This is a genomic window from Streptomyces sp. NPDC054757, from assembly GCF_053612185.1.
Genome location: NZ_JBSHBW010000002.1, coordinates 467,493 through 488,758, shown reverse-complemented (window position 1 = coordinate 488,758; position 21,266 = coordinate 467,493). Strand labels below are relative to the sequence as shown.

At 71.0% G+C, this 21,266-nt stretch carries 19 protein-coding genes; 6 read left to right on the top strand and 13 right to left on the bottom strand.

All coding sequences use genetic code 11. The features are described from left to right. Positions 1-2: 2 nt before the first annotated feature. The 3 genes from ACWGKJ_RS04950 to ACWGKJ_RS04940 are packed head-to-tail and all read right to left on the bottom strand — an operon-like array spanning position 3 to position 3,380. Positions 3-614 carry a hypothetical protein gene (locus tag ACWGKJ_RS04950; RefSeq protein WP_385017720.1) on the bottom strand — a complete coding sequence of 204 codons (612 nt, stop codon included), beginning with the start codon at positions 612-614 and terminating at the stop codon, positions 3-5. 35 nt (positions 615-649) lie between these two features. After that, on the bottom strand, positions 650-1,204 hold the full coding sequence (locus tag ACWGKJ_RS04945) for a GNAT family N-acetyltransferase (RefSeq protein WP_385017717.1): 555 nt from the start codon (positions 1,202-1,204) through the stop codon (positions 650-652). Then, positions 1,182-3,380, bottom strand: a complete 2,199-nt coding sequence (locus ACWGKJ_RS04940; protein WP_385017714.1) for an MMPL family transporter — start codon at positions 3,378-3,380, stop codon at positions 1,182-1,184. Before ACWGKJ_RS04940 ends, ACWGKJ_RS04945 begins: the two co-directional genes overlap by 23 nt. 181 nt (positions 3,381-3,561) lie before the next feature. Between ACWGKJ_RS04940 and ACWGKJ_RS04935 the strand changes: the two genes are divergently transcribed. Then, positions 3,562-3,948 carry an RNA-binding S4 domain-containing protein gene (locus ACWGKJ_RS04935; protein ID WP_385017711.1) on the top strand — a complete coding sequence of 129 codons (387 nt, stop codon included), beginning with the start codon at positions 3,562-3,564 and terminating at the stop codon, positions 3,946-3,948. 106 nt (positions 3,949-4,054) lie between these two features. Here ACWGKJ_RS04935 and ACWGKJ_RS04930 read toward each other — a convergent pair whose 3' ends face one another. The 8 genes from ACWGKJ_RS04930 to ACWGKJ_RS04895 all read right to left on the bottom strand — a co-directional run bounded on the left by ACWGKJ_RS04930 (position 4,055) and on the right by ACWGKJ_RS04895 (position 15,113). Next, positions 4,055-5,311 carry an SLC13 family permease gene (locus ACWGKJ_RS04930; RefSeq protein ID WP_385017839.1) on the bottom strand — a complete coding sequence of 419 codons (1,257 nt, stop codon included), beginning with the start codon at positions 5,309-5,311 and terminating at the stop codon, positions 4,055-4,057. A gap of 173 nt (positions 5,312-5,484) precedes the next feature. Next, complete coding sequence (gatB, locus tag ACWGKJ_RS04925) at positions 5,485-6,993, bottom strand: Asp-tRNA(Asn)/Glu-tRNA(Gln) amidotransferase subunit GatB (protein ID WP_385017708.1); 1,509 nt, start codon at positions 6,991-6,993, stop codon at positions 5,485-5,487. Between the two features lie 16 nt (positions 6,994-7,009). Next, positions 7,010-7,249 (bottom strand): hypothetical protein, encoded by a 240-nt coding sequence (locus ACWGKJ_RS04920; RefSeq protein ID WP_385017705.1) that lies wholly within the window; start codon positions 7,247-7,249, stop codon positions 7,010-7,012. Next, positions 7,246-8,751, bottom strand: coding sequence for an Asp-tRNA(Asn)/Glu-tRNA(Gln) amidotransferase subunit GatA (gatA, locus tag ACWGKJ_RS04915; RefSeq protein ID WP_385017702.1), 1,506 nt, complete (start codon positions 8,749-8,751; stop codon positions 7,246-7,248). Before gatA ends, ACWGKJ_RS04920 begins: the two co-directional genes overlap by 4 nt. Before the next feature lie 3 nt (positions 8,752-8,754). After that, positions 8,755-9,051 carry an Asp-tRNA(Asn)/Glu-tRNA(Gln) amidotransferase subunit GatC gene (gatC, locus tag ACWGKJ_RS04910; protein WP_266852761.1) on the bottom strand — a complete coding sequence of 99 codons (297 nt, stop codon included), beginning with the start codon at positions 9,049-9,051 and terminating at the stop codon, positions 8,755-8,757. 383 nt (positions 9,052-9,434) lie between these two features. After that, positions 9,435-11,600, bottom strand: coding sequence for a putative bifunctional diguanylate cyclase/phosphodiesterase (locus ACWGKJ_RS04905; protein ID WP_385017698.1), 2,166 nt, complete (start codon positions 11,598-11,600; stop codon positions 9,435-9,437). 294 nt (positions 11,601-11,894) lie between these two features. Then, positions 11,895-14,075, bottom strand: coding sequence for an NAD-dependent DNA ligase LigA (gene ligA, locus ACWGKJ_RS04900; protein ID WP_385017695.1), 2,181 nt, complete (start codon positions 14,073-14,075; stop codon positions 11,895-11,897). Positions 14,076-14,108: 33 nt separating this feature from the next. Then, a complete protein-coding gene (locus ACWGKJ_RS04895; RefSeq protein WP_385017692.1) occupies positions 14,109-15,113 on the bottom strand; it encodes a methionine synthase in 1,005 nt (334 codons plus the stop codon). A 125-nt stretch (positions 15,114-15,238) separates the two neighbouring features. Between ACWGKJ_RS04895 and ACWGKJ_RS04890 the strand changes: the two genes are divergently transcribed. The 5 genes from ACWGKJ_RS04890 (at position 15,239) to ACWGKJ_RS04870 (ending at position 19,865) form a co-directional block, all read left to right on the top strand. Then, positions 15,239-16,636 (top strand): outer membrane protein assembly factor BamB family protein, encoded by a 1,398-nt coding sequence (locus ACWGKJ_RS04890; RefSeq protein ID WP_385017689.1) that lies wholly within the window; start codon positions 15,239-15,241, stop codon positions 16,634-16,636. Between the two features lie 116 nt (positions 16,637-16,752). After that, positions 16,753-17,457 carry a response regulator transcription factor gene (locus ACWGKJ_RS04885; protein WP_385017687.1) on the top strand — a complete coding sequence of 235 codons (705 nt, stop codon included), beginning with the start codon at positions 16,753-16,755 and terminating at the stop codon, positions 17,455-17,457. After that, positions 17,454-19,106: a sensor histidine kinase gene (locus ACWGKJ_RS04880; RefSeq protein WP_385017684.1), complete on the top strand. Its 1,653-nt coding sequence runs from the start codon at positions 17,454-17,456 to the stop codon at positions 19,104-19,106. The genes ACWGKJ_RS04885 and ACWGKJ_RS04880 overlap by 4 nt, the downstream gene beginning before the upstream one ends. 55 nt (positions 19,107-19,161) lie before the next feature. Then, on the top strand, positions 19,162-19,626 hold the full coding sequence (locus ACWGKJ_RS04875; RefSeq protein WP_385017681.1) for a hypothetical protein: 465 nt from the start codon (positions 19,162-19,164) through the stop codon (positions 19,624-19,626). After that, the gene (locus tag ACWGKJ_RS04870; protein WP_385017678.1) at positions 19,626-19,865 is read left to right on the top strand and encodes a hypothetical protein; all 240 of its coding nucleotides are present in this window, start codon (positions 19,626-19,628) and stop codon (positions 19,863-19,865) included. The genes ACWGKJ_RS04875 and ACWGKJ_RS04870 overlap by 1 nt, the downstream gene beginning before the upstream one ends. 149 nt (positions 19,866-20,014) lie before the next feature. Here ACWGKJ_RS04870 and ACWGKJ_RS04865 read toward each other — a convergent pair whose 3' ends face one another. Next, positions 20,015-20,713 (bottom strand): SDR family oxidoreductase, encoded by a 699-nt coding sequence (locus ACWGKJ_RS04865; RefSeq protein ID WP_385017675.1) that lies wholly within the window; start codon positions 20,711-20,713, stop codon positions 20,015-20,017. Between the two features lie 7 nt (positions 20,714-20,720). Further along, positions 20,721-21,260: an LOG family protein gene (locus ACWGKJ_RS04860; RefSeq protein ID WP_385017673.1), complete on the bottom strand. Its 540-nt coding sequence runs from the start codon at positions 21,258-21,260 to the stop codon at positions 20,721-20,723. Positions 21,261-21,266: the final 6 nt, after the last annotated feature.

The window sequence follows — 21,266 nt, the reverse complement described above, 5'->3', positions numbered from 1 at the left end:
TTTTACTGGGTTGGTGCGGGCGCGGTGGCGGGGGCGGACGGGAGCGCGGCGAACAGGTCGAAGTACATGCCGACGGCGACGATCAGGCCGATGACGGCGACGCCGACAGCGCCCCAGGAGACGGCCCGGACCCAGACGGCCTGCCGGCGGACGGGCAAGCTGAAGAACGGACGGGCCAGTACGAGGGCCCCGACGATCAGTGCCAGCAGTGCGAAGACGCCGTTGACGAGAGCGGTGGTGTGCCAGGAGTCGGCGTACACCTCGTGGATCTGCTGCGAGGCGCTGGCGCCCTGGGAGAGCTTCAGCTGGCCGGTCAGGGTCTCGCGCTCGGAGAGCACCTTGCCCATCCAGCTGCCGGAGAGCCCGACGAAGCCGAGCGCTGCGGCGACGACGGCCGCCGCGCCCGCGCCGATCCCGGGGCGGGCGGCAGCGGGGCTGTTCCCCGCCAGTTCGGCCTCCTGGGCCGCTTCCTCGGCTGCGGCCTCCGCCGCGGCTTCGTCCGCGTCGATGTCGTTGTCCTCGGCGGTCGCCTCCGCCGCGGCCTCTTCGGCCTCGGCGTCCTGCACCTTGGCGGCGGAGTCGTCGGTCGTGTCGGTCTTGGTGGTGGCGTTCATACGGCGCACGCTAGGGGCACTTTCTGAGAGCGGGCTTAATGCTCTCTGTGCGCCTTCCACTCGGACGCCAGGAGGGCCCAGACCTCGGTGTCGTACCGGGTCCCCCGATGGAGGTGGTTCTGCCGCAGGACGCCCTCGTGCACCATTCCGAGCCGCTTCGCGACGTTGACGGAGCCGGTGTTCCCGCGGGCGGCCTGCCATTCGACGCGGTGCATCCCGCGCACGTCCACCGCCCAGTCGATGAGGAGTCCTGCGGCGCGGGTGATCAGTCCGCGTCCCACCGCGGCGGGCTCCAGCCAGCAGCCGACCTCGCAGCAGCCCGTCGCGGCGTCGAAGTGCGGGAAAAGGACCCCTCCCACCAGCGTGCCGTCCAGCCTGATGCCGAAGATCCGGCCGCCGTCCGCCGCCTGCCTGTCCGCGTACGACTGGAGGAACGCCCGCGCCGACGGGAGGTCCACGGCCACGTCGGTCAGCTTGATGTACTGACCGATGAAGTCGCGCCCCCGGTCGATATGGGCGAGGTACTCCTCTGCCTGCCAGGGCTCCAGGGGCCCCAGCTCGGCGCCGTCACCGAGCGATATCGCGAACATGACTCTCCTCCACCACGGGCGTGCGCTCCGCCGGAATCCTCGCACGGGCACCGGGGGCGGGCGCCTCGATACTGATCCGGGGCAGCCGCCGGTCCAGCCAGCCGGGCAGCCACCAGTTGGCCCGGCCGAGCAGGTGCATCAGGGCCGGGACCAGGAGTGTGCGCAGGACGAAGGCGTCGAGCGCGACAGCTGCGGCGAGGGCGATCCCGAACATCGCGATGACCCGGTCGCCGCTGAGCACGAAGGCGAGGAAGACCGAGATCATGATGACGGCCGCGGAGTTGATCACACGGCTGGTCTCGGCGAGGCCGATCCGGACGGCACGCCGGTTGTCGCCGGTCTCACGCCACTCCTCGTACATCCGGCTGACCAGGAAGACCTGGTAGTCCATGGAGAGCCCGAAGAGCACCGAGACCATGATCACCGGCAGGAAGGGCTCGATGGGTCCCGCCCTGCCGAGCCCCAGCAGTTCGCTCCCCCATCCCCACTGGAAGACGGCGATGACGACCCCGAACGCGGAGGCCACCGCTGCCACGTTCATCACCGCGGCCTTGACCGGAATACCGAGGGAGCGGAACGCCAGCAGCAGGAGCAGACAGCCGAGCGCGATCACCACACCGACGAAGAGCGGAAGTTTGCCGACGATCACCTTCGCGAAGTCGTCGTAGCTCGCGGTGACACCACCGACATCGACGGCGAGCGAGGTCCCGCTCTCGGCCCGGGGAAGGATGTCGGTGCGCAGCCGGTCGACGAGGTCGCTGGTCCGCTGCGACTGCGGGGCCGATTCGGGGACGACCGTGACGAGGGCCGTGTCACCGCTGCCGTTGTAGGTGACCGGGCTCACGGATGAGACACCGGTGGTCGTACGCAGGCGGGCGGGGATCGCGTCCATCGCCACCCGGTCCCCCGCGCCGTCCAGCTTCGCGACCAGGGTGAGCGGGCCGTTGGCTCCGGGCCCGAACCCCTTGCCGATCAGGTCGTACGCCTGCCGGGTGGTCGAGCCCGCCGGGCTGTTGCCCTGGTCGGACGTGCCCAGATGGAGCCCGAGGGTGGGCAGCGCGAGGACCAGCATCACCGCGGCGGCGAGTGCGCCGAGTGCCCGGGGGTGCCGCTCCACGAAAGCCGCCCAGCGCGCGGCGAAGCCGCCCGGCACGTCGGGCTGCGGGCCGCGCTCAGCGAGCCGGGCGCGCTCACGGCGGCTCAGCGCCCGCATTCCGATGAACGAGAGGAGCGCGGGCAGCAGGGTCACCGACGCGAGCACGGTCAGGACGACCGTGAAGGAGGCCGCGACGGCGACACCGTTGAGGAAGTCCAGCCGCAGCACGAGCATGCCGAGCAGGGCGATACAGACCGTCGCCCCGGCGAAGACGACGGCGCGGCCCGTCGTGCTCACCGCGTGCGTCACCGCGTCGGCCACCGGCAGCCCCCGGCGCAGTGCCTTGCGGTGTCTGGTCACGATGAACAGCGCGTAGTCGATGCCGACGCCGAGCCCTATCAGCATCCCGAGCATCGGCGCGAAGTCGGCGACGGTCATGACGTGCCCGAGCAGTTCGATGCCCGCGTACGCGGTACCGACGCCGACCAGGGCGGTGGCGATGGGCAGCAGGCTCGCGGCAAAGGCGCCGAAGGCGAGGAAGAGCACCAGCGCGGCGACACCGACCCCGATGGCCTCGCTCAGGTGCACGCCGGTGGTCTGGGTGAGCGCTATGGCGCTGCCGCCCAGCTCGACCTGGAGCCCGTGGGCCTCGGCCGCCTTCGCCGTGTCGACCACGGCCCTGACCTGCGGCTCGGGGATCTCGTCGGACTGCGCGCCGAAGGTGAACACGGCATAGGCGGTGTGCCCGTCGGCGCTGGTGCGCGGCGCCCCGACGGAGGAGATCCCCGGGAGGTCGCCGATCTTGTTGAGAGTCTGCGTCATCCGCTGTTCGACGCCCGAGGCGCGGACACTGCCCTGCGCGGTGTGCCAGACGATGGTGTCGCTGTCGCCGCCCAGGCCGTGGAAGCCCTGGTCGAGCAGGGCGGTGGCCCGCCCGGACTCCGTACCCGGCACTTCGTAGTCGTTGGAGTACGCGGAGCCCGCGAGTCCCGCGGCCGCCGCGGTACCGCCGAGGGCGAGGAGCCAGAGGAGAACGGCCAGCAGGCGGTGCCTGATGCACCATCGCGCGACGGCTGCCAACGGACTGCTCCCTCGGGGTCGACCTGGGTGGTTCATCAGACCTGGGTGGTTCATCAGCCTTTAACGGGAATAAACCGTAAAGAGTGCAGACCTTCGGCGCATCACTCTGGCATCGAAAAGTGATCAATTGACTGTTTCGTGGGGTTAGTCACAGGGGTCCGCGCCGCCGTAAGGTCGGGGTATGGCTGCTGAAGAGGGGACCGTACGGCTCGACACCTGGATCTGGTCGGTGCGCCTCACCAAGACACGCGCGCAGGCGGCTGCCGCCTGCCGGGCCGGTCACGCCCGCCTCAACGGCGAGCGCGTCAAGCCGGCCCACGCCGTGCAGGCGGGCGACGAGGTGCGGCTGTTCCACGCGGGACGCCAGCGGATCGTCGAGGTGTCCCGCCTGGTCCGCAAGCGGGTGGGTCCGCCGGTCGCGGCCGAGTGCTACGTGGACAACAGCCCGCCGCCCCCGCCCCGGGAAGCGGTGCTGGACATCCCGGTGCGCGACCGGGGCACGGGCCGGCCGACCAAGCGGGACCGGCGGGAACTGGAGCAGTTGCGCGGGGACATCGGCCTGCGCTGACCGGTCTCGGGGGCCGCCGGTCCGGGAGAGTCCTCCGGCCGGGAGAGTACGCCGGCCCGGGGCGCCCGCCGGATCGGGGAGCCCGCCGGATCGGGGAGCCCGCCGGTCAGACGCCGATGACCCGCAGCGCTCCCCACAGCGCCACCGTTGACACGGCCAGCGTCGCCGGTACGGTCAGCAGGCCGAGCCGGGAGAAGGTGCCGAGCCGGGGTTCCTGCCCGTGCTCGGTCATGATGCGGCGCCACAGCAGGGTGGCGAGCGAGCCCACGTACGTCAGATTGGGCCCGAGGTTCACGCCGATCAGCGCGGCGAGGACCGGTCCGGGCCCGGCGGGGCCGACGACCGGCAGCAGCGCCAGGATCGCGGGCAGGTTGTTGATGGCGTTGGAGAGGACCGCAGCGGTCCCGGCCACCGCGAGGAGGGCGGGCAGTGCGGCACCGCCGGGCAGCAACTGCCCGATCCCGTCGCCCAGTCCGTTGTCGACGACCGCCTTCACGACGACCCCGAGCGCGAGCACGAACAGGCAGAAGAACGGGTTGGCGTCGCGCACCAGGCCCGTGACGGTGGTCCGTCGACGGCGCAGCGCGCGGACACCGAGCACCAGCACCCCGGCGAGCGCGGCCCAGACAGGTTCGGCGCCCGCGAAGGAGGTGACCACGAAGCCGACGAGCGTCAGAGCGACGACGACGAGGGTGAACACCGGCATCTCGGCCCGCTCCGCCTCCTCGGGCGGGTGCGCGGGGGCGGCCAGGTCGGTGGCGAAGAAGCGGCGGAAGACGGCGTACTCGACCGCCACGGCCGCCCCCCACGGCAAGGCCATCAGAGCGGCGAAGCGGGTGAAGGTCAGACCGCTCGCGGAGAACGCCAGCAGATTGGTCAGATTGGAGACGGGCAGCAGCAGGGAGCCGGAGTTGGCGAGGTGCGCGCAGGCGTAGACATGCGGGCGCGGCCGGGCCCCGACCCGCGCGGCTGTCGCGAAGACCACGGGCGTGAGCAGGACGACGGTGGCGTCCAGGCTGAGGACGGCGGTCACCACGGCGGCGACCACGAAGACACCGCCGAGCAGCCCCACCGGGCGGCCGCCGCAGACCCGCGCCACCCAGTCGCCCGCGGCGTCGAACAGCCCGTCGTCGGCACAGAGCTGGGAGAGCACGAGCACGGCGGCGAGGAAGGCCACCACGGGCAGCAGGGTGCGCGTCTGCTCCCAGGCCTCGGAGGGCGATACAGCGCCCAAAAGGACCACGAGTCCGGCCGCGGGCACGGCGGCTGCCGCCTCCGGCCGGCCCTGGGGGCGGGTGACGGCGAAGGCGAGCACGCCGAGGAGCAGCGCTACGGAGAGGATCTCGGCGGGGACGGTGTTCAGGACGTGCTCCGTGGTGGAAGCGGGCTCCGCGGTGGGAGCGGGCCGGGGCCGCGCCCCGGAACTCCGTGTCCCGCGGCGCCGGGTGAGGTGATCTCAGGCCGGGCCTGCGATCGCCTCACCCGGCGCCCGGGCGGAGTCCGGGGCGCGGCCCCGTGCGACCGTGCGTGGGCGGTTCAGCCTTCGGCGCCGAGCTTCTCCAGAATCAGCTCACGGACGCGCGCCGCGTCCGCCTGTCCCCTCGTGGCCTTCATGACCGCGCCGACGAGCGCACCGGCGGCGGCCACCTTGCCACTGCGGATCTTGTCGGCGATGGCGGCGTTGCCCGCGATGGCCTCGTCCACGGCCGCGCCGAGGGCGCCGTCGTCGGAGACGACCTTGAGACCGCGCTTCTCGACGACCTCGTCCGGACCGCCCTCACCGGCGAGCACACCGTCGATGACCTGGCGTGCCAGCTTGTCGTTGAGATCACCGGCGGCGACGAGTTCGGCCACCCGGGCGACCTGGCCGGGCGTGATGGGCAGCGCGGCCAGGTCACGGCCGCTCTCGTTGGCGTGCCGGGCCAGCTCGCCCATCCACCACTTGCGCGCCTGGTCGGACGGGGCGCCCTCGTCGATGGTGGCCAGAATCGGGTCCAGCGCACCGGCGTTGAGGATCGACTGCATGTCGAACTCGGAGACGCCCCACTCCTCACGCAGCCTGTTGCGGCGTACCCGCGGCAGCTCGGGAAGCGCGCCGCGCAGCTCGTCGACCCAGTCGCGCGCGGGCGCGACGGGGACCAGGTCGGGCTCCGGGAAGTACCGGTAGTCCTCGGCGTTGTCCTTGATGCGGCCGGCCGTGGTGGAGCCGTCCTCCTCGTGGAAGTGCCGGGTCTCCTGCACGACCGACCCGCCGGAGCCGAGCACCGCGGCGTGGCGCTGGATCTCGTAGCGCGCGGCACGCTCGACCGAGCGCAGCGAGTTGACGTTCTTCGTCTCCGAGCGCGTCCCGAGCTTCTCCACACCGTGCGGCCGCAGCGACAGGTTGACGTCGCAGCGCATCTGGCCCATCTCCATCCGGGCCTCGGAGACGCCCAGCGCCTTGATCAGCTCGCGCAGCTCGGCGACGTACGCCTTGGCGACCTCGGGGGCGCGCTCGCCCGCTCCTTCGATCGGCTTGGTGACGATCTCGATGAGCGGGATGCCCGCGCGGTTGTAGTCGAGCAGCGAGTGGGAAGCGCCGTGGATACGGCCGGTGGCGCCGCCGACATGCAGCGACTTGCCGGTGTCCTCCTCCATGTGGGCGCGCTCGATCTGCACCCGGAAGGTCTCGCCGTCCTCCAGCTGCACGTCCAGATAGCCGTCGAAGGCGATCGGCTCGTCGTACTGCGAGGTCTGGAAGTTCTTCGGCATGTCCGGATAGAAGTAGTTCTTCCGGGCGAAGCGGCACCACTCGGCGATCTCGCAGTTCAGCGCGAGACCGATCTTGATGGCCGACTCGACGCCGATCGCGTTGACGACCGGCAGTGAGCCGGGCAGGCCCAGACAGGTGGGACAGGTCTGGGAGTTGGGCTCGGCCCCCAGCTCGGTGGAGCAGCCGCAGAACATCTTGGTCCTGGTGCCGAGCTCGACATGGACCTCCAGGCCCATGACGGGGTCGTACGTCGCGAGAGCTTCCTCGTACGACGCGAGTTCAGTGACGGTCACGATGAGACTTTCCCTCTCAGCCCAGCAGGACGTCGTCGTCGCCGAGCCGCTTCAGCTCACGCACGAGCAGGGCGATGCCGGTGGCGATGGCGGCGGCGGAGACAACGGCGTCGACCAGACGGAGCGTGTCGTTCTCGGTGCGGGCCTTCTTGGCCTGCTTGATCACGTTCAGCGCACCGAAGGCAGTGGTTCCGATGGACAGGTACGTACCGGCCTTGGACTTCTTGAATCCCTTGGCCTTGCTGACAGCACTCACAGCGACGGAGCCTCCTCAAGCAGCGGGTGCCCCCACCTTTCCACGAAGGCGGCCTCGACGGCAGCTCCGACCTTGTACAGCCGGTCGTCCTTCATGGCGGGGGCGATGATCTGCAGGCCGACCGGCAGCCCGTCCTCGGGCGCCAGGCCGCAGGGCAGCGACATGGCGGAGTTGCCGGCCAGGTTGGTCGGAATGGTGCACAGGTCGGCGAGGTACATCGCCATCGGGTCGTCGGCGCGCTCACCGATCGGGAAGGCGGTGGTCGGCGTGGTCGGTGAGACGATCACATCGACGCCGCCCTCCCCGAATGCCTTCTCGAAGTCCCGGGTGATGAGGGTGCGGACCTTCTGGGCGCTGCCGTAGTACGCGTCGTAGTAGCCGGAGCTGAGGGCGTACGTGCCGAGGATGATGCGGCGCTTGACCTCGTCGCCGAATCCGGCCTCACGGGAGAGCGCGGTGACGTCCTCGGCCGACTTCGTACCGTCGTCGCCGACCCGCAGGCCGTAGCGCATGGCGTCGAAGCGGGCCAGGTTGGAGCTGCACTCCGAGGGGGCGATCAGGTAGTACGCGGAGAGCGCCAGGTCGAAGGAGGGGCAGTCCAGTTCCACGATGTCGGCGCCGAGGCCCCTGAGGAGCTCGACGGACTCGTCGAAACGCTGGATGACCCCGGCCTGGTAGCCCTCTCCGCGGAACTGCTTGACGACACCGACGCGCAGCCCGGCGACCGAGCCGTTGCGTGCGGCGTCGACGACCGGCGGGACCGGGGCGTCGATGGAGGTCGAGTCGAGCGGGTCGTGTCCGGCGATGGCCTCGTGCAGCAGGGCCGCGTCCAGGACCGTACGGGCGCAGGGACCGCCCTGGTCGAGGGAGGACGAGAACGCCACCATGCCGTAGCGGGAGACCCCGCCGTAGGTCGGCTTGACGCCCACGGTGCCGGTGACGGCCGCGGGCTGGCGGATGGAGCCGCCGGTGTCCGTACCGATGGCCAGCGGGGCCTCGTAGGCGGCCAGCGCGGCGGACGAGCCGCCGCCGGAGCCGCCGGGGATACGGGTGAGGTCCCAGGGGTTGCCGGTGGGCCCGTAGGCGCTGTTCTCGGTCGAGGAACCCATGGCGAACTCGTCCATGTTGGTCTTGCCGAGGATGACGACGTCGGCGGCCTTGAGACGCTTCGTGACGGTCGCGTCGTACGGCGGGAGCCAGCCTTCGAGGATCTTGGAGCCGACGGTGGTCGGGACGCCCTCGGTGGTGAAGATGTCCTTCAGCGCCAGGGGCACGCCGGCCAGCGGTCCGAGCTTCTCACCGTTCGCCCGCTTGGCGTCGACCGCGCGGGCCTGCGCGAGCGCCCCCTCGCGGTCGATGTGCAGGAAGGCGTTGACCTTCTCGTCGACGGCCGCGATGCGGGCGAGATGCGCCTCGGTGACCTCGACGGCCGTGAGCTCACCGGAAGCGATCTTCTCGGCGATCTCGGCGGCGGTGAGCTTGATGATGTTGATGTCCGTCATGGGTTAGTCCTCCCCCAGGATCTGCGGCACCTTGAAACGCCGCTGCTCCTGGGCCGGTGCACCGGAGAGGGCCTGCTCCGGGGTGAGCGACGGACGGACCTCGTCCGCGCGCATGACATTCGTCAGCGGCAGCGGGTGGGAGGTCGGCGGTACGTCTTGGTCGGCGACCTCGGAGACGCGGGCGACCGCGCCGAGAATGTCGTCGAGCTGTCCGGCGAAGTGGTCGAGCTCTTCGTCCTTCAGCTCCAGACGTGCCAGCCGTGCGAGGTGGGCGACCTCCTCGCGCGTGATGCCAGGCATGCAGCGATCCTCAGGGGTGAGTGTGTGGATTTTGGCCCAATCCTATGGGGCCGGGGCCCGTGGCCACTAAACGGTTTCGCCGAGGACGCCCCGGAGACGGTTCTGCCCCTCCTGAAAGACCGTCGGCCGGACACCACAGGGCCGCCCGGTGGCGTGCCCTGGGCCGCGTGCGGCGGCTTGCGATGGCGGCCGTAAGGGCAGGAGACCGAGGGTTGTCGCGGGGGCGGAGCCGGGCCAGAAGCGCAGCTGCCCTCTGCACGGTCTGCTCATGGTCCGCGGGGCCCTGTTGCCGGCCTGATGCCCTGCTCGTGGTCCGTGGTCCGTGGTCGTGGTCCGCGGCGCCCTGTTGCCGGCCCGACGCCGAGAGTACGGCTGCGGGGCGGCTACGGGCGCGGGTCCTGCCGCGGTCCCGGCCGGCTGTGCAGTGCCACCTGGCCCGACAACAGCTTCTCCTTCTCCGCGGCCGCAGCGGCGGCGAGCTCCGCAGGCCGCTGCCATCCCCGGGAACCCCGGGCCAGCAGCCACGCGGTGGCCTCGTGCGGAGGCATCGCGGCCGCCACCAGCCAGCCCTGTACCGCATCACAGCCCAGGTCGCGGAGCCGCTCCCAGGTCTCGTCGTCCTCGACGCCCTCGGCCACGACGATCAGGCCGAGCGAGTGGGCCAGGTCGACCGTGCAGCGAACGATTTCGGCGTCCTCGTTGTCCACCGGGAGCCGGGCCACGAACGACCGGTCGATCTTCAGCTCGCTCACCGGGAGCCGCCGCAGATGGACCAGGGACGAGTATCCGGTGCCGAAGTCGTCCAGGGACATCTTCACGCCGTGGGCGGTCAGCCCGGCCAATGTGTCCGCGGCCCGCTGCGGATCCTCCAGCAGGACATGCTCGGTTATCTCCAGTTGCAGAGCGCCCGGCGGCACCCCGTGTCTGGCCAGCCGCGCGGCCACCGCCCCGGCGAAACCGGGGGTGTGCACATCGCGCGGCGAGACATTGACCGCCACCGGGACCTTCAGCCCCTGCTGGCGCCACTTGGCGACCTGGGCCAGTGCCGTCTCCAGGACGTACTCGGTGAGATGCGGCATCAGCCCCGACGACTCGGCGATGGCGATGAACTCGTCCGGGGGGACCCTGCCACGCTCCGGGTGGACCCAGCGGACCAGTGCCTCAAGACCGGCCACCTGGCCGTCGAACCGGACCTTCGGCTGGTAGTGCAGCTCCACATCGCCCGCATCGAGGGCGCGCCGCAGATCGCCGAGCAGCCCGAGCCGGTCGGGGGTGTTGGAGTCCCGCTTCGACTCGTACACCTCGACACCCGTGCGGTCCCGCTTGGCCTGGTACATCGCCACGTCGGCACGTTGGAGCAGCCCCTCGGCGTCGAGCGCGTGGTCGGGGAAGACCGAGACGCCGGCGCTCGCCTCCAGTACCAGCGTCAGTCCGTCGAGGTCGAGCGGTGAGCTCAGCTCGGCCACCAGATGCCGTGCGATACGCATCACGCTCGTCGCCGAGTCGGCAGCCGGGAGCAGCACGGCGAACTCGTCTCCGCCGAGACGGGCGACCTCCGCGCCGCGCGGCAGGGCGAACCGCAGCCGTTCCGCTATCTGCAACAGCAGCCGGTCGCCCGCGAGATGCCCGAGCGTGTCATTGACCGAGCGGAACCGGTCGAGGTCGATCAGCACCAGTGACGACCGGTATCCGCCGTTCTCCGCCTCCGCCAGCGCGGCCCAGGTTCGCTCCAGCAGCCACTGGCGGTTGGGCAGTCCGGTCAGCGGGTCGCGCAGCTGCTCCTCGGCGCGGGCCCTGGCGATCCACAGCGTGGAGTCCAGGGCGATCAGCGGCACCGCGAAGAGCGGCAGCAGCAGCGGCAGGGAGACCGCGACCACACAGATCAGCGGAGCGATTCCGAGCAGCGCGACACCGACGAGGCCTTGCCTGACGAGCGCCGTACGGGTGACCGTGGGCAGGCTGCGGCTGGGCGGCGGCACCGCGGACCAGAGCAGCGTTCGGACCACGGCCATATAGGCGACGGCCGCCAGTACGATCTCCACCGCGGAGCCGATCCCCCAGCCGAGTGGCTGCCAGGGGTGTTCGACCGTGGGGGTCTCGCCGAACGCGGCGAGGACGAGGGCAGCGGCGCCGATGCCCAGGATGTCGGATGCTCCGTGCAGCAGCCCCTGCCGCCAGCGGTTGCTGCGGGCGGCCCCGACGAGGACGACGACGGCCAGACTGACCAGTGCCGCGGGCAGCCAGCCGTACAGCAACAGGACGGCAAGGGTGAGGGCGGCGCCGGAACCGGTGCCGCCCCACCACCGGTCGCGGCCGAGCGCGACCAGGTGGCCCACGATGATGCCGGTCAGGACGGCCAGCGCCCAGCCCGCCGTGCCGTCGGGAAACAGTGCGCGGTCGTCACTGACGGCCTGTAACAGTCCCGTCACCAGGACCAGTGCGGCCAGTCCCACGACGAACGGGAAAGCGGGCAGCCTCGCCACGGAGTGGGCGAGCTGCGCGAAACCGCGCACCCGCGACCCGGGATCGGCGCTCTCGGTCGGTTTCATGCCCGTCCCTCTCACAGCCGGCGGTGCCCCTGCACGTGATGGCCCGCTGTCATGCCGTCACGGCTCATATCTTGTCCCGGACTCGGGAAGAAACTCCAGAGGAAGAATCTCCAGAAGAGCAGGGCAGACCCATTGCAGCCGAGGGCGACGGGCGCACTCAGTCAACAGTAGGCCGCGGAAGGCTCCGACGGGCAGCGCTCTGCAGGTCTTGCCCGAATGCGACCTGACCGTCCCGAACCATCTGCTATGGGCCGAACGGGTGAGGTTGGCCCCACCGCCCTCGCCCCTCCTCCGTTACTCCTCCGCCGCCACCGCGGCCTCCCTGGCCGCGTCAGGGCCTTGTTCGAGCAGCACAGCGAAGCCCTCCTCGTCCAGTACGGGGACCTTCAGCTGCACCGCTTTGTCGTATTTCGAACCGGGGCTCTCGCCGACCACCACGAACGCGGTCTTCTTGGAAACGGAACCGGTGACCTTCGCCCCGAGGCTCTGGAGAGCCTCTTTCGCGCCATCCCGTGTGTGGTGCTTCAGGGTCCCGGTGACGACCACCGTCAGCCCGTCCAGCGGTCGGGGCCCCTCGTCCGCACCGGCCTCGTCCTCCATACGGACGCCCGCGGCCCGCCACTTGCGGAGGATCTCGCGGTGCCAGTCCTCCTCGAACCACTGCTTGAGCGAGGCGGCGATGGTCGGCCCGACGCCCTCCACGGCGGCCAGCTCCTCCTCCGTGGCCTGCTCGATCCGCTCGACGGAACGGAACTCACGTGCCAGCGCCTCCGCCGCCACCGGGCCCACATGACGGATCGACAGGCCGGTGATCACCCGCGCGAGCGGTCGCTCCTTGGCTGCCGCGATGTTCTCCAGCATCGCGAGCGCGTTCTTCCTGGGCTCGCCCTGCTGGTTGGCGAAGACCGTGGCGATCTTCTCCTCACCTGTCTTCGGGTCCCTCTTGGGGAGACCGCTGTCCTGGTCGAGGACGTACGCCTTGATGGGCAGCAACTGCTCGATGGTGAGGTCGAAGAGGTCGCCCTCGTCCCTGAGCGGCGGCTCGGGCGGTTCCAGCGGCTGGGTGAGCGCGGCGGCGGCGACATAGCCGAAGTTCTCGATGTCCAGGGACTTGCGGCCCGCGAGGTAGAAGAGCCGCTCACGCAGCTGGGCGGGGCAGGAACGGGCGTTGGGGCAGCGGAGGTCGATATCGGCCTCCTTCATCGCCCGCAGCGCCGTACCGCACTCGGGGCACTCGGCGGGCATCACGAACTCCCGCTCACTGCCGTCCCGCAGGTCCACGACCGGGCCGAGGATCTCGGGGATGACGTCACCGGCCTTGCGCAGCACCACGGTGTCGCCGATGAGCACACCCTTGGCCTTCACCACGTCCTGGTTGTGGAGGGTCGCGAACTCGACCTCGGAACCCGCCACAGTGACCGGCTCGACCTGTGCGTACGGCGTGACCCTGCCCGTACGCCCCACGCCCACACGGATGTTGACCAGCTTGGTGTTGACCTCCTCCGGCGCGTACTTCCAGGCGATGGCCCAGCGCGGTGCCCGTGAGGTGGAGCCGAGCCGCCCCTGGAGCGGGATCTCGTCCAGCTTGATGACCACGCCGTCGATCTCGTGCTCCACGGAGTGCCGGTTCTCGCCGAAGTACGCGATGAAGTCGCGGGCGCCCGCGAGGTCGTCCACCACCTTGTTGTGCTTGGCGGTCGGCAGGCCCCACTCGTGCAGCAGCTCGTACGCATGGGACAGGCAGTCGATGTCGAAGCCCTCCCTGGCGCCGATACCGTGGACGACCATGTGCAGCGGGCGGGTCGCGGTGACCTTCGGGTCCTTCTGGCGCAGCGAACCGGCCGCCGCGTTGCGCGGGTTGGCGAAGGGCTTGTCACCGGCCTCCACCAGCCGGGCGTTGAGCCCCTCGAAGGCTTCCATCGGGAAGTACACCTCGCCCCGGATCTCCACCAACTCCGGGACCCGCTCGCCGCGCAGCCGGTGCGGGATGTCCTCGATCGTCAGGACGTTGGGCGTGATGTCCTCGCCGGTGCGCCCGTCACCGCGGGTGGCGGCCCGGACCAGCCTGCCGTGCTCGTACGTGAGGTTGACCGCGAGGCCGTCCACCTTGAGCTCGCACAGGAAGTGGTAGCCGGGCGAGCCGACTTCGCGCGCCACCCGCTCCGCCCAGGCGGCGAGTTCCTCCTCGTCGAAGGCGTTGTCCAGGGACTGCATCCGGTCGCGGTGCTGCACGGAGGTGAACTCCGTCTCGTACGCCCCGGCGACCTTCTGCGTCGGTGAGTCCGGGGTGCGCAGCTCCGGGTACTGCTCCTCCAGGGCCTCCAGCGCACGCAGCTGCGTGTCGAACTCGGCGTCGCTGACGACGGGCTGGTCCCTCACGTAGTACCGGAAGCGGTGCTCCTCGATCTGCTCGGCCAGCTGGGCGTGGTGCTCCCGTGCCTCCGCCGGCACCGCACCTTGCTGTTCGACAGCCACCGTCTCGTCCTCCCGTTGATGAAACCGATCCCGCTACTCAGGGTTGTCGGCGAGTGATCTCGCCGCGCGGGCGCAGTGGGCGAGTGCCGTGCGGGCGTACCCGGGTGAAGCGCCCGCGAGCCCGCACGCCGGAGTGAGCACCAGCGACTCGGCGAGAGTCCCCGGATTCAGCCCCAGCCTGCGCCACAGCTTCCTGACACCCATGACGCTACCGGCAGGGTCCGACAATGCGGTGTCAGTGCCCGGCACCACACCGGCGAAGAGCTGTGTGCCGCCCTCCACAGCCTCCCCGACCGCCTCCTCATCACGCTCGGTGAGGAGGCTGAAATCGAACGAGATACCGGAGGCGCCGGCCCGCCGCAGCAGGGCGAACGGCACCTCCGGCGCGCAGGTGTGCACGATCGCGGCTCCGTCGGCGACCGCCATCACGTCCCGCAGCGCGCTCTCGGCCAGCTGCCTGTCGACGGCCCGGTGTGTCCGGTATCCGCTGGCCGTCCTGATCCGGCCACGCAGTACGGGGACCAGTGACGGTTCGTCGAGCTGGAGCACCACCCGGGCACCTGGCACCCGGCGCCGCACCTCGGCCAGGTGGGCGCGCAGCCCCTCGGCGAGCGACGCGGCGATGTCCCGGCAGGCCCCCGGGTCCCCGAGTGCGGCCTCTCCGCCCCGCAGTTCGAGCCCCGCGGCCAGCGTCCAGGGACCGACCGCCTGGACCTTGAGCAGCCCCTCGTACCCCTGGGTGAACTCCTCCAGCGCGTCGAGGTCCTCGCCGAGCCAGGAGCGTGCCCGCCTGGTGTCGCGGCCCGGCCGGTCGCTCACCCGCCAGCCGCTGGGCTCCACGTGCGCGTACATGTCGACGAGCATCCCGAGGGTGCGCCCGGTCATGTCCGCGCCGGGCCCGCGCGCCGGCAGCTCCGGCAGACAGGGGAAGTCCTCGAAGGTCCCGACGACGGTTTTCACGCTCTCCCGCGCGTCCCCGCCGGGCATGGACCCGATCGCGGTGGCAGGACCCCAGCTGAACTCGCTCTTCTCACTCACCCCCGAAGCGTACGAGAGGTCCCGGGCGGAACCGGGCCGGGCCGGGCGGTGTATGTATCGGTGAGTACCGTCGCGGGCGGGTTCGGCAGACAGGCATCAGCGGACGGGCGTCAAGGGGGAGACCGATGAAGGAACGGCTGGACGGCTGGACGTGGAATTCCGGCGACGATAATAAGGAGGCCGCTTCGGGGCCACCGGCGCACGACCGGTACGCCGTTCCGCGGATACGGCGCACACCGGCCCAGTCGGCACGCGCCGCGGGCGGCTGGATTCGTGGCAGATGGATCAGGCTGACGACCGTGGTGACCGTACTGGCCCTCGCGATCGGCGGATGGCAGACGTACACGTATCTCACCCGTTACCACGAGCAGATCAGTGGCACACATGGCGCCTTCCCCACCGCACTGGGCACCGCCGCACCCGAGCGGCCCGGCCGGGTGCTGCCGAGTGGTGGAGACGCTTCGCCGGTGGTCGTCGACGGGCTGGCTCTGCACGAGCGGAACGACGGCATCACGGCGGACAACGTCCGTACGGGCCGGACCTACTGGCAGTACGGGCGCGAGAAGGCCGCGCTGATATCGGAGTCGGTCGTCGGGGGCGGCGCGGTGGTCCTCTGGTACGACGACGGACTCGCGGTCTCAGTGGATCTGCGCAGCGGGAAGCCCGGTTGGCACACGAAGGTGGCTGGGAAGGTCAGGGAGGACTCCCAGGACCGCGTCTGGCGGGCCGGGGGCACCGTGGTCATCAACCAGCAGGACCGGCTGACCGGCCTGTCGGCACGGAACGGGAAGAAGCTCTGGTCCCTCGCCCCGCCCAGGGGATGCGAACGGTGGGACTACCGGCCCCCGGTGGACCTGGCGGATACCGAGGCGTTCGACGCCAGACACTGCTCCGGGTCGGAGGACGGGCTGTACGGACTCGATCCGGCCAACGGCCGGTCGCGCTGGCACCTCCGGGACCCGTATCTCGACTACGGACGGCTCGGGGACCACACCCTGGTCACCCTCACGCCAGTCGGCTCCCTGGTCACGGTGGACGTGTCGGGGTCACAGCCCCGGGTGCATTCGGCCTTCCTCTCGCACCACCTGTATCTGCGCAGCGTCAGTGACGGGATGGTCATCCTCGGCTCCGACGACGACACCACTTTCACCGCACGGCGGGTGAGCGACGACAGCAGCAGCAAGGTGCTGTGGACCGTGAAGGCGAAGAAGGGGTATGCACTGGGGTTTCCCCGGACCAGCGACGGCCGGACGTACATACCCCAGTACCGGCCCCCGCTGGAGGCGAAGCAGCAGAAGGCTCCGGGTTCGGCACAGTTGCTCGTACGGGACGCGCGGACCGGCCGTGAGCTGCACCGGGCCGAGCTGCCCGCTTCCCTCTACACGAGTGCGGAGGACCTCGCCGGGAGCAGGATGGCTGTCATCGGCGCGCAGTACGGCGTGGTCAGGGTGGGCTGGGCCGGCTTCCTGGTCTCCCCCGAAAACCAGGTCACCCTGGCCGACCAGGAGGTTCCGTCTGGCTGATCATCGCCGGAGTCGTCGGCGGCCGCTCCGGCAGTGGAGGTGCCGTGGCACAGACGAGGGCAGCCGGTAAGCCCAGGTTCAGCGGCCGGGTAGACGAAGAAGAGGAAGGAGAGCACATGGACCCGTACGGCAGTTCCGGGAACGTGCTGGTCGTGGACGACGACGCGGCCACCCGCAGATCCCTCGACCGAGGGCTGCGCCTGAACGGTTTTCGTACCCGGACCGCGGCAGACGGAGAGGCGGCACTCGCCGCGGTACGCGCTGCCCCGCCCGATGTCCTCGTACTCGACGTCTCCATGCCCGGGCTCTCCGGTACGGAGGTCTGCGCCGCGCTCCGTGCCGAGGGCGCCGACCTGCCGGTCCTGATGCTCTCCGCACTGGACGAGACGGCCGACCGGATCGCCGGTCTCCAGGCGGGCGGGGACGACTACCTGGTCAAGCCGTTCGCTCTCCAGGAACTGGTGCTGCGCCTGCACGCCCTGCTGCGCCGCAGGCCGCCGACGGGCCTCGGCACGGTGCACGTGGCGGACCTCGTCCTCGACCCCGCCGCGCGCACCGCGCTGCGGGACGGCCGGGCTCTGGACCTGACCCGGCGCGAGTTCGAACTCCTGGAGTGCCTCGCACGCAATGCCGGTCTCGTCCTCACCCGCGACCAGTTGCTGGAACGCGTCTGGGGGTACGACGCCGAGGTGCGCAGCGACGCCGTCGACACCTTCGTCAGCTATCTGCGGCGCAAGCTGGAGGCGGACGGGCTTCCCCGGCTGCTCCACACCGTGCGCGGGGTCGGGTTCGTCCTGCGGGAACAGGGTGGCGGCTCATGAGGCTCTCCACCCGGCTCGCCCTCGCCGTCGGCCTCACCCTTCCGCTGCTCGTCATCGCCTCGGGCTGGCTGCTGCTCCAGTTCGTCTCGCGTGACCTCCACCACGAACAGGACCAGCACCTGCGAGACCGGGCCGCCGCCGTGGTCCCCGAGGTGCGGACCGTGCTGAAGGCCGCGGCGGCGGACCGCCCCGATCCTGTGGAGCAGGCACGGGCGCGCCGGCTCTACGCCGCCGCGCTCGACGTGGGGGTCCGGGTCACGGGCCCCGAGGGCACGTTCTCGGGCGGGCCGCAGCCCGGCCCCGGCGTGCAACTGCCCCAGGGGGCGCACAGACCCGTCACCGTGCGCGGTCAGGGGCGGCAGTGGCGGGCGCTTTCCCGGCCTGTCGCCACCGGCAGGGCCGGGGTCTCCGGCACCCTGTGGGTCTTCTCGCCGGACACGGCGGCACGTACCCAACTGAGCCTTGTACGGAGGCGTGTGGCGATGGCGGCGATCCTCGCAGCGCCGCTCGGCGGCGCGGTGGGCTGGGCGCTCGCCACCGGAGCCACCCGGCCGCTGCGGCGTCTCCAGCGGGCCACCAACGGGCTCGACCCCCGTACCAGCACCGCCAGGTTCCACCACCGGCCGACCGGCACCCGGGAAGTGGACGATCTGGCCGCGACCGTGCGCACCGTGCTCGCCCGCTACGACGAGCAGGCGGTGCGTACCACCCAAGCCCTGGACACGGCGCGCTCGTTCTCCTCCGCGGCATCGCACGAGATGCGCACCCCGCTGATGTCCATGGGCACCAACCTCGACATCCTCCAGGCACACCGGGACCTGCCGGACGCGGACCGGGCGGACATCGTGGACGAACTGCACGCGGAGCACGCGCGGTTGCGTCGCCTGCTGGACGAACTGCGGGCGCTGGGCCGCGCCGATCTCGTGGAGGCCGACGCCTTCCTCGACACGGACGTCGCGGAGATCGCCGGGGCGGCCGTCGCCGAGGCCCGCAGGCGCGCCCCGGACGCTGTCATACGCCTGGAGGCCGAGACGGTCCCCGGCTTCCAGGGCTGGGAGCCGGGTCTGCGTCTGATGCTGGACAATCTGCTGGCCAACGCGCTGGCCCACGGCCGCGGCCCCGACCGCCCGGCCGAGATCGACGTCGTACTCGACCGGGACGCCGACGGGCTGGTCCTCGTCGTGGACGACCGCGGGCCGGGCATCCCGCTGGAGGAACGCCAGGTGGTATTCACGCGGTTCAGTCGCGGACCCGGCAGTACGGGCAGCGGTCTCGGGCTGACGCTCGTCGCCCAGCAGGCGGCCCTGCACCGGGGCACGGTGTGGGCCGGAGAGCGGCCGGACGGGCCGGGCTGCCGCATCACCGTGCGCCTTCCCGCGGGCACGGACGCGCCGCCGAGGCAGGAACGGCACAACTGGCTGGCAGCCACGGCGGAACGGCCGACCGCGCCACCGGCAGTGTCCGGGCTGCCGATACCTCACGCACCACCCGCGCCACCGGCATCATCCGGACCGCCGGCGACGCCCCTGCTCCCAACGCCGCCCCCGCCATCCGCACCATCCGATTCGCGGGTGCCGCCGTGGCGGCAGACACCGCCACCGCCGCCACCGACCGCGCCCCCACAGGATTTTCCCAAAGAACGTCTCTAGCGTCGCCGTCGGCCGTCGCGACCGTGGCGGCAGCAACCGACATCAGGAGGCTTTCATGCTCCCCGTCACCGCACACCGCAGGCGGGCCGCCGTGGTCGGCCTGGCCGCGGCCGCCCTGCTGGCCGGCTCCACCACAACCGCCCTCGCCGCCGCGCCGGCGGCCCACACTCCGAAGGGCGACGGCGCCCGGCAGATCTGCAAGCGTCTGCCCAAGGTCGACAAACGGCTGGCCCGGGCGCTGAAGCGCCTGGACGGGGGCGCGAACGTCGTCGGATCCGTGCAGCGCCTGGAGAAGCGGGTCCAAAACGCGAAGGCCAGGGACGACTCCGCCATCTCGACCTACCTCGGCCACCGTCTCACCACGCGGAAGGCGCTGCTCACGGCGGTGAAGCAGCGGCAGGACGACCTGAAGGACGTCAAGACGTGGTGCGCGGCCAACGACAACGGAAGGAAGAACGCCCAGAAGAAGAGTGAGGGCGCGAGCCCCAGCGCGTCCGGCAGTAACACGGCGAGCAGTTGATGACAGCATCCGGGCGCTCCGGGCGGCGGCGCTTCGCGATGTCCTCCGCCGCGTCGGCCCTCGCACTGCTCACCGCCCTCACTGCGGGTTGCGCGGGGCACGGCTCCGGTGGGACGAAAGCGCCCACGGCGACTCCGTCCCACCGAAGCGGCGAGAGCGCGGCGGAGATGGAGAAGAAGCTGGACGCCGCCGACTCCGCAGCCGCACGGGCGGACCGGGACGCGGCCTCCGACAGGTAGCCGGGTCCCGCCACCGAGGGGCCACGGACCCGGGGTCCACTGCCGTGCACCGCTGCGCCGGTGCACGGCTGGTGGTCCGTCCGGCTGGTGGTCCGTCCGGCTAGGGTCTGTCCGGCTGGCGGGCGGGACGCTCCCCGCTGTCAGCGCTGTCAGCGTCCTGCCCGCACCGTCACATCGTTGATCTCCGCGTCACGCGGGAGGTCCAGGGCCGTCAGGATGGTGGTGGCGACCGACTCCGGGTCGATCAGGCCTTCCGCACGGTACTCCTTGCCCTCCTGCGAGTGGATCTTCGCCTGCATGGGGCTCGCCGTACGGCCGGGGTAGACGGATGTGACCCGGACGCCGTTGGCGCGTTCCTCCTGGCGCAGGGCGTCGGCCAGGGCCTTCAGACCGTGTTTGGCGGCGGCGTAAGCAGCCCACTCCGCATGGGCGTTGAGGCCCGCGCCGGAATTGACGAAGAGGACCTGGCCCTGGACGGTCCGCAACTGCGGGAGCATCAGCCGGGTCAGCTCGGCCGGAGCGATGAGGTTGGTGTTCAGCTGCTGGTGCCAGGTCGGAGGACGCAGCTCGGCGACGGGAGAGAGATCGACGATGCCCGCGATATGCAGCAGCGAGTCGACCTGTCCGGGCATCGTCTGCTTGTCGAGCGCCCAGGAGATGCGGTCGGGGTTCGCCAGGTCGGCGACGAGGGTCGACGCGCCCGGGAAGCGTCCGGCGAGCTCCTTGGCGCGCCCCGCGTCACGCGCCACGACGACGAGGTGGTCGCCGCGCTCATGGAGACGGCGCGCGACAGCAGCGCCAATGCCGGAACCGGCACCAGTGATCACATGTGTAGCCATGGACCCCATCGTCGCACTACTGGACGCCCTGCGACTCCTCCAGGTAGGCCAGCGCGGCTACCCCGTCCTCAGCGAAGAAGACCAGGTCAGTGAGGGGAATGGGAAGGAACCCCTCGTCCTCCATCCGCTGGAACTGCTGCTTCAGTCCGTCGTAGAAGCCGTCTGCGTTGAGCAGGACCACCGGCTTCGTGGTCTTTCCGTGCTTCTTCAGCTCCAGGATCTCGGTGGCCTCGTCCAGCGTGCCGGTTCCTCCCACCATGATCACCACCGCGTCGGCCTTGGCGAGCAGCAGCGCCTTACGCTCGGCCAGATCGGATGCGATCACCATCTCGTCGGCGTTGGTACGGGCCCTGGCCGCGAGGAAGTCCACCGACACCCCGACGAGCCGTCCGCCGGTCTCCTGTACGCCGTCGGCCACCACCTTCATCAGACCGCTCTCCGAGCCGCCCCAGACCAGGGTGTGGCCGCCCCTGCCGAGCAGCTCGGCGAATTCACGGGCGGGGCGGGTGTAGCGCTCGTCGAGATCGGCGGCGGAGAGGAAGACACAGATGTTCATGCGTCC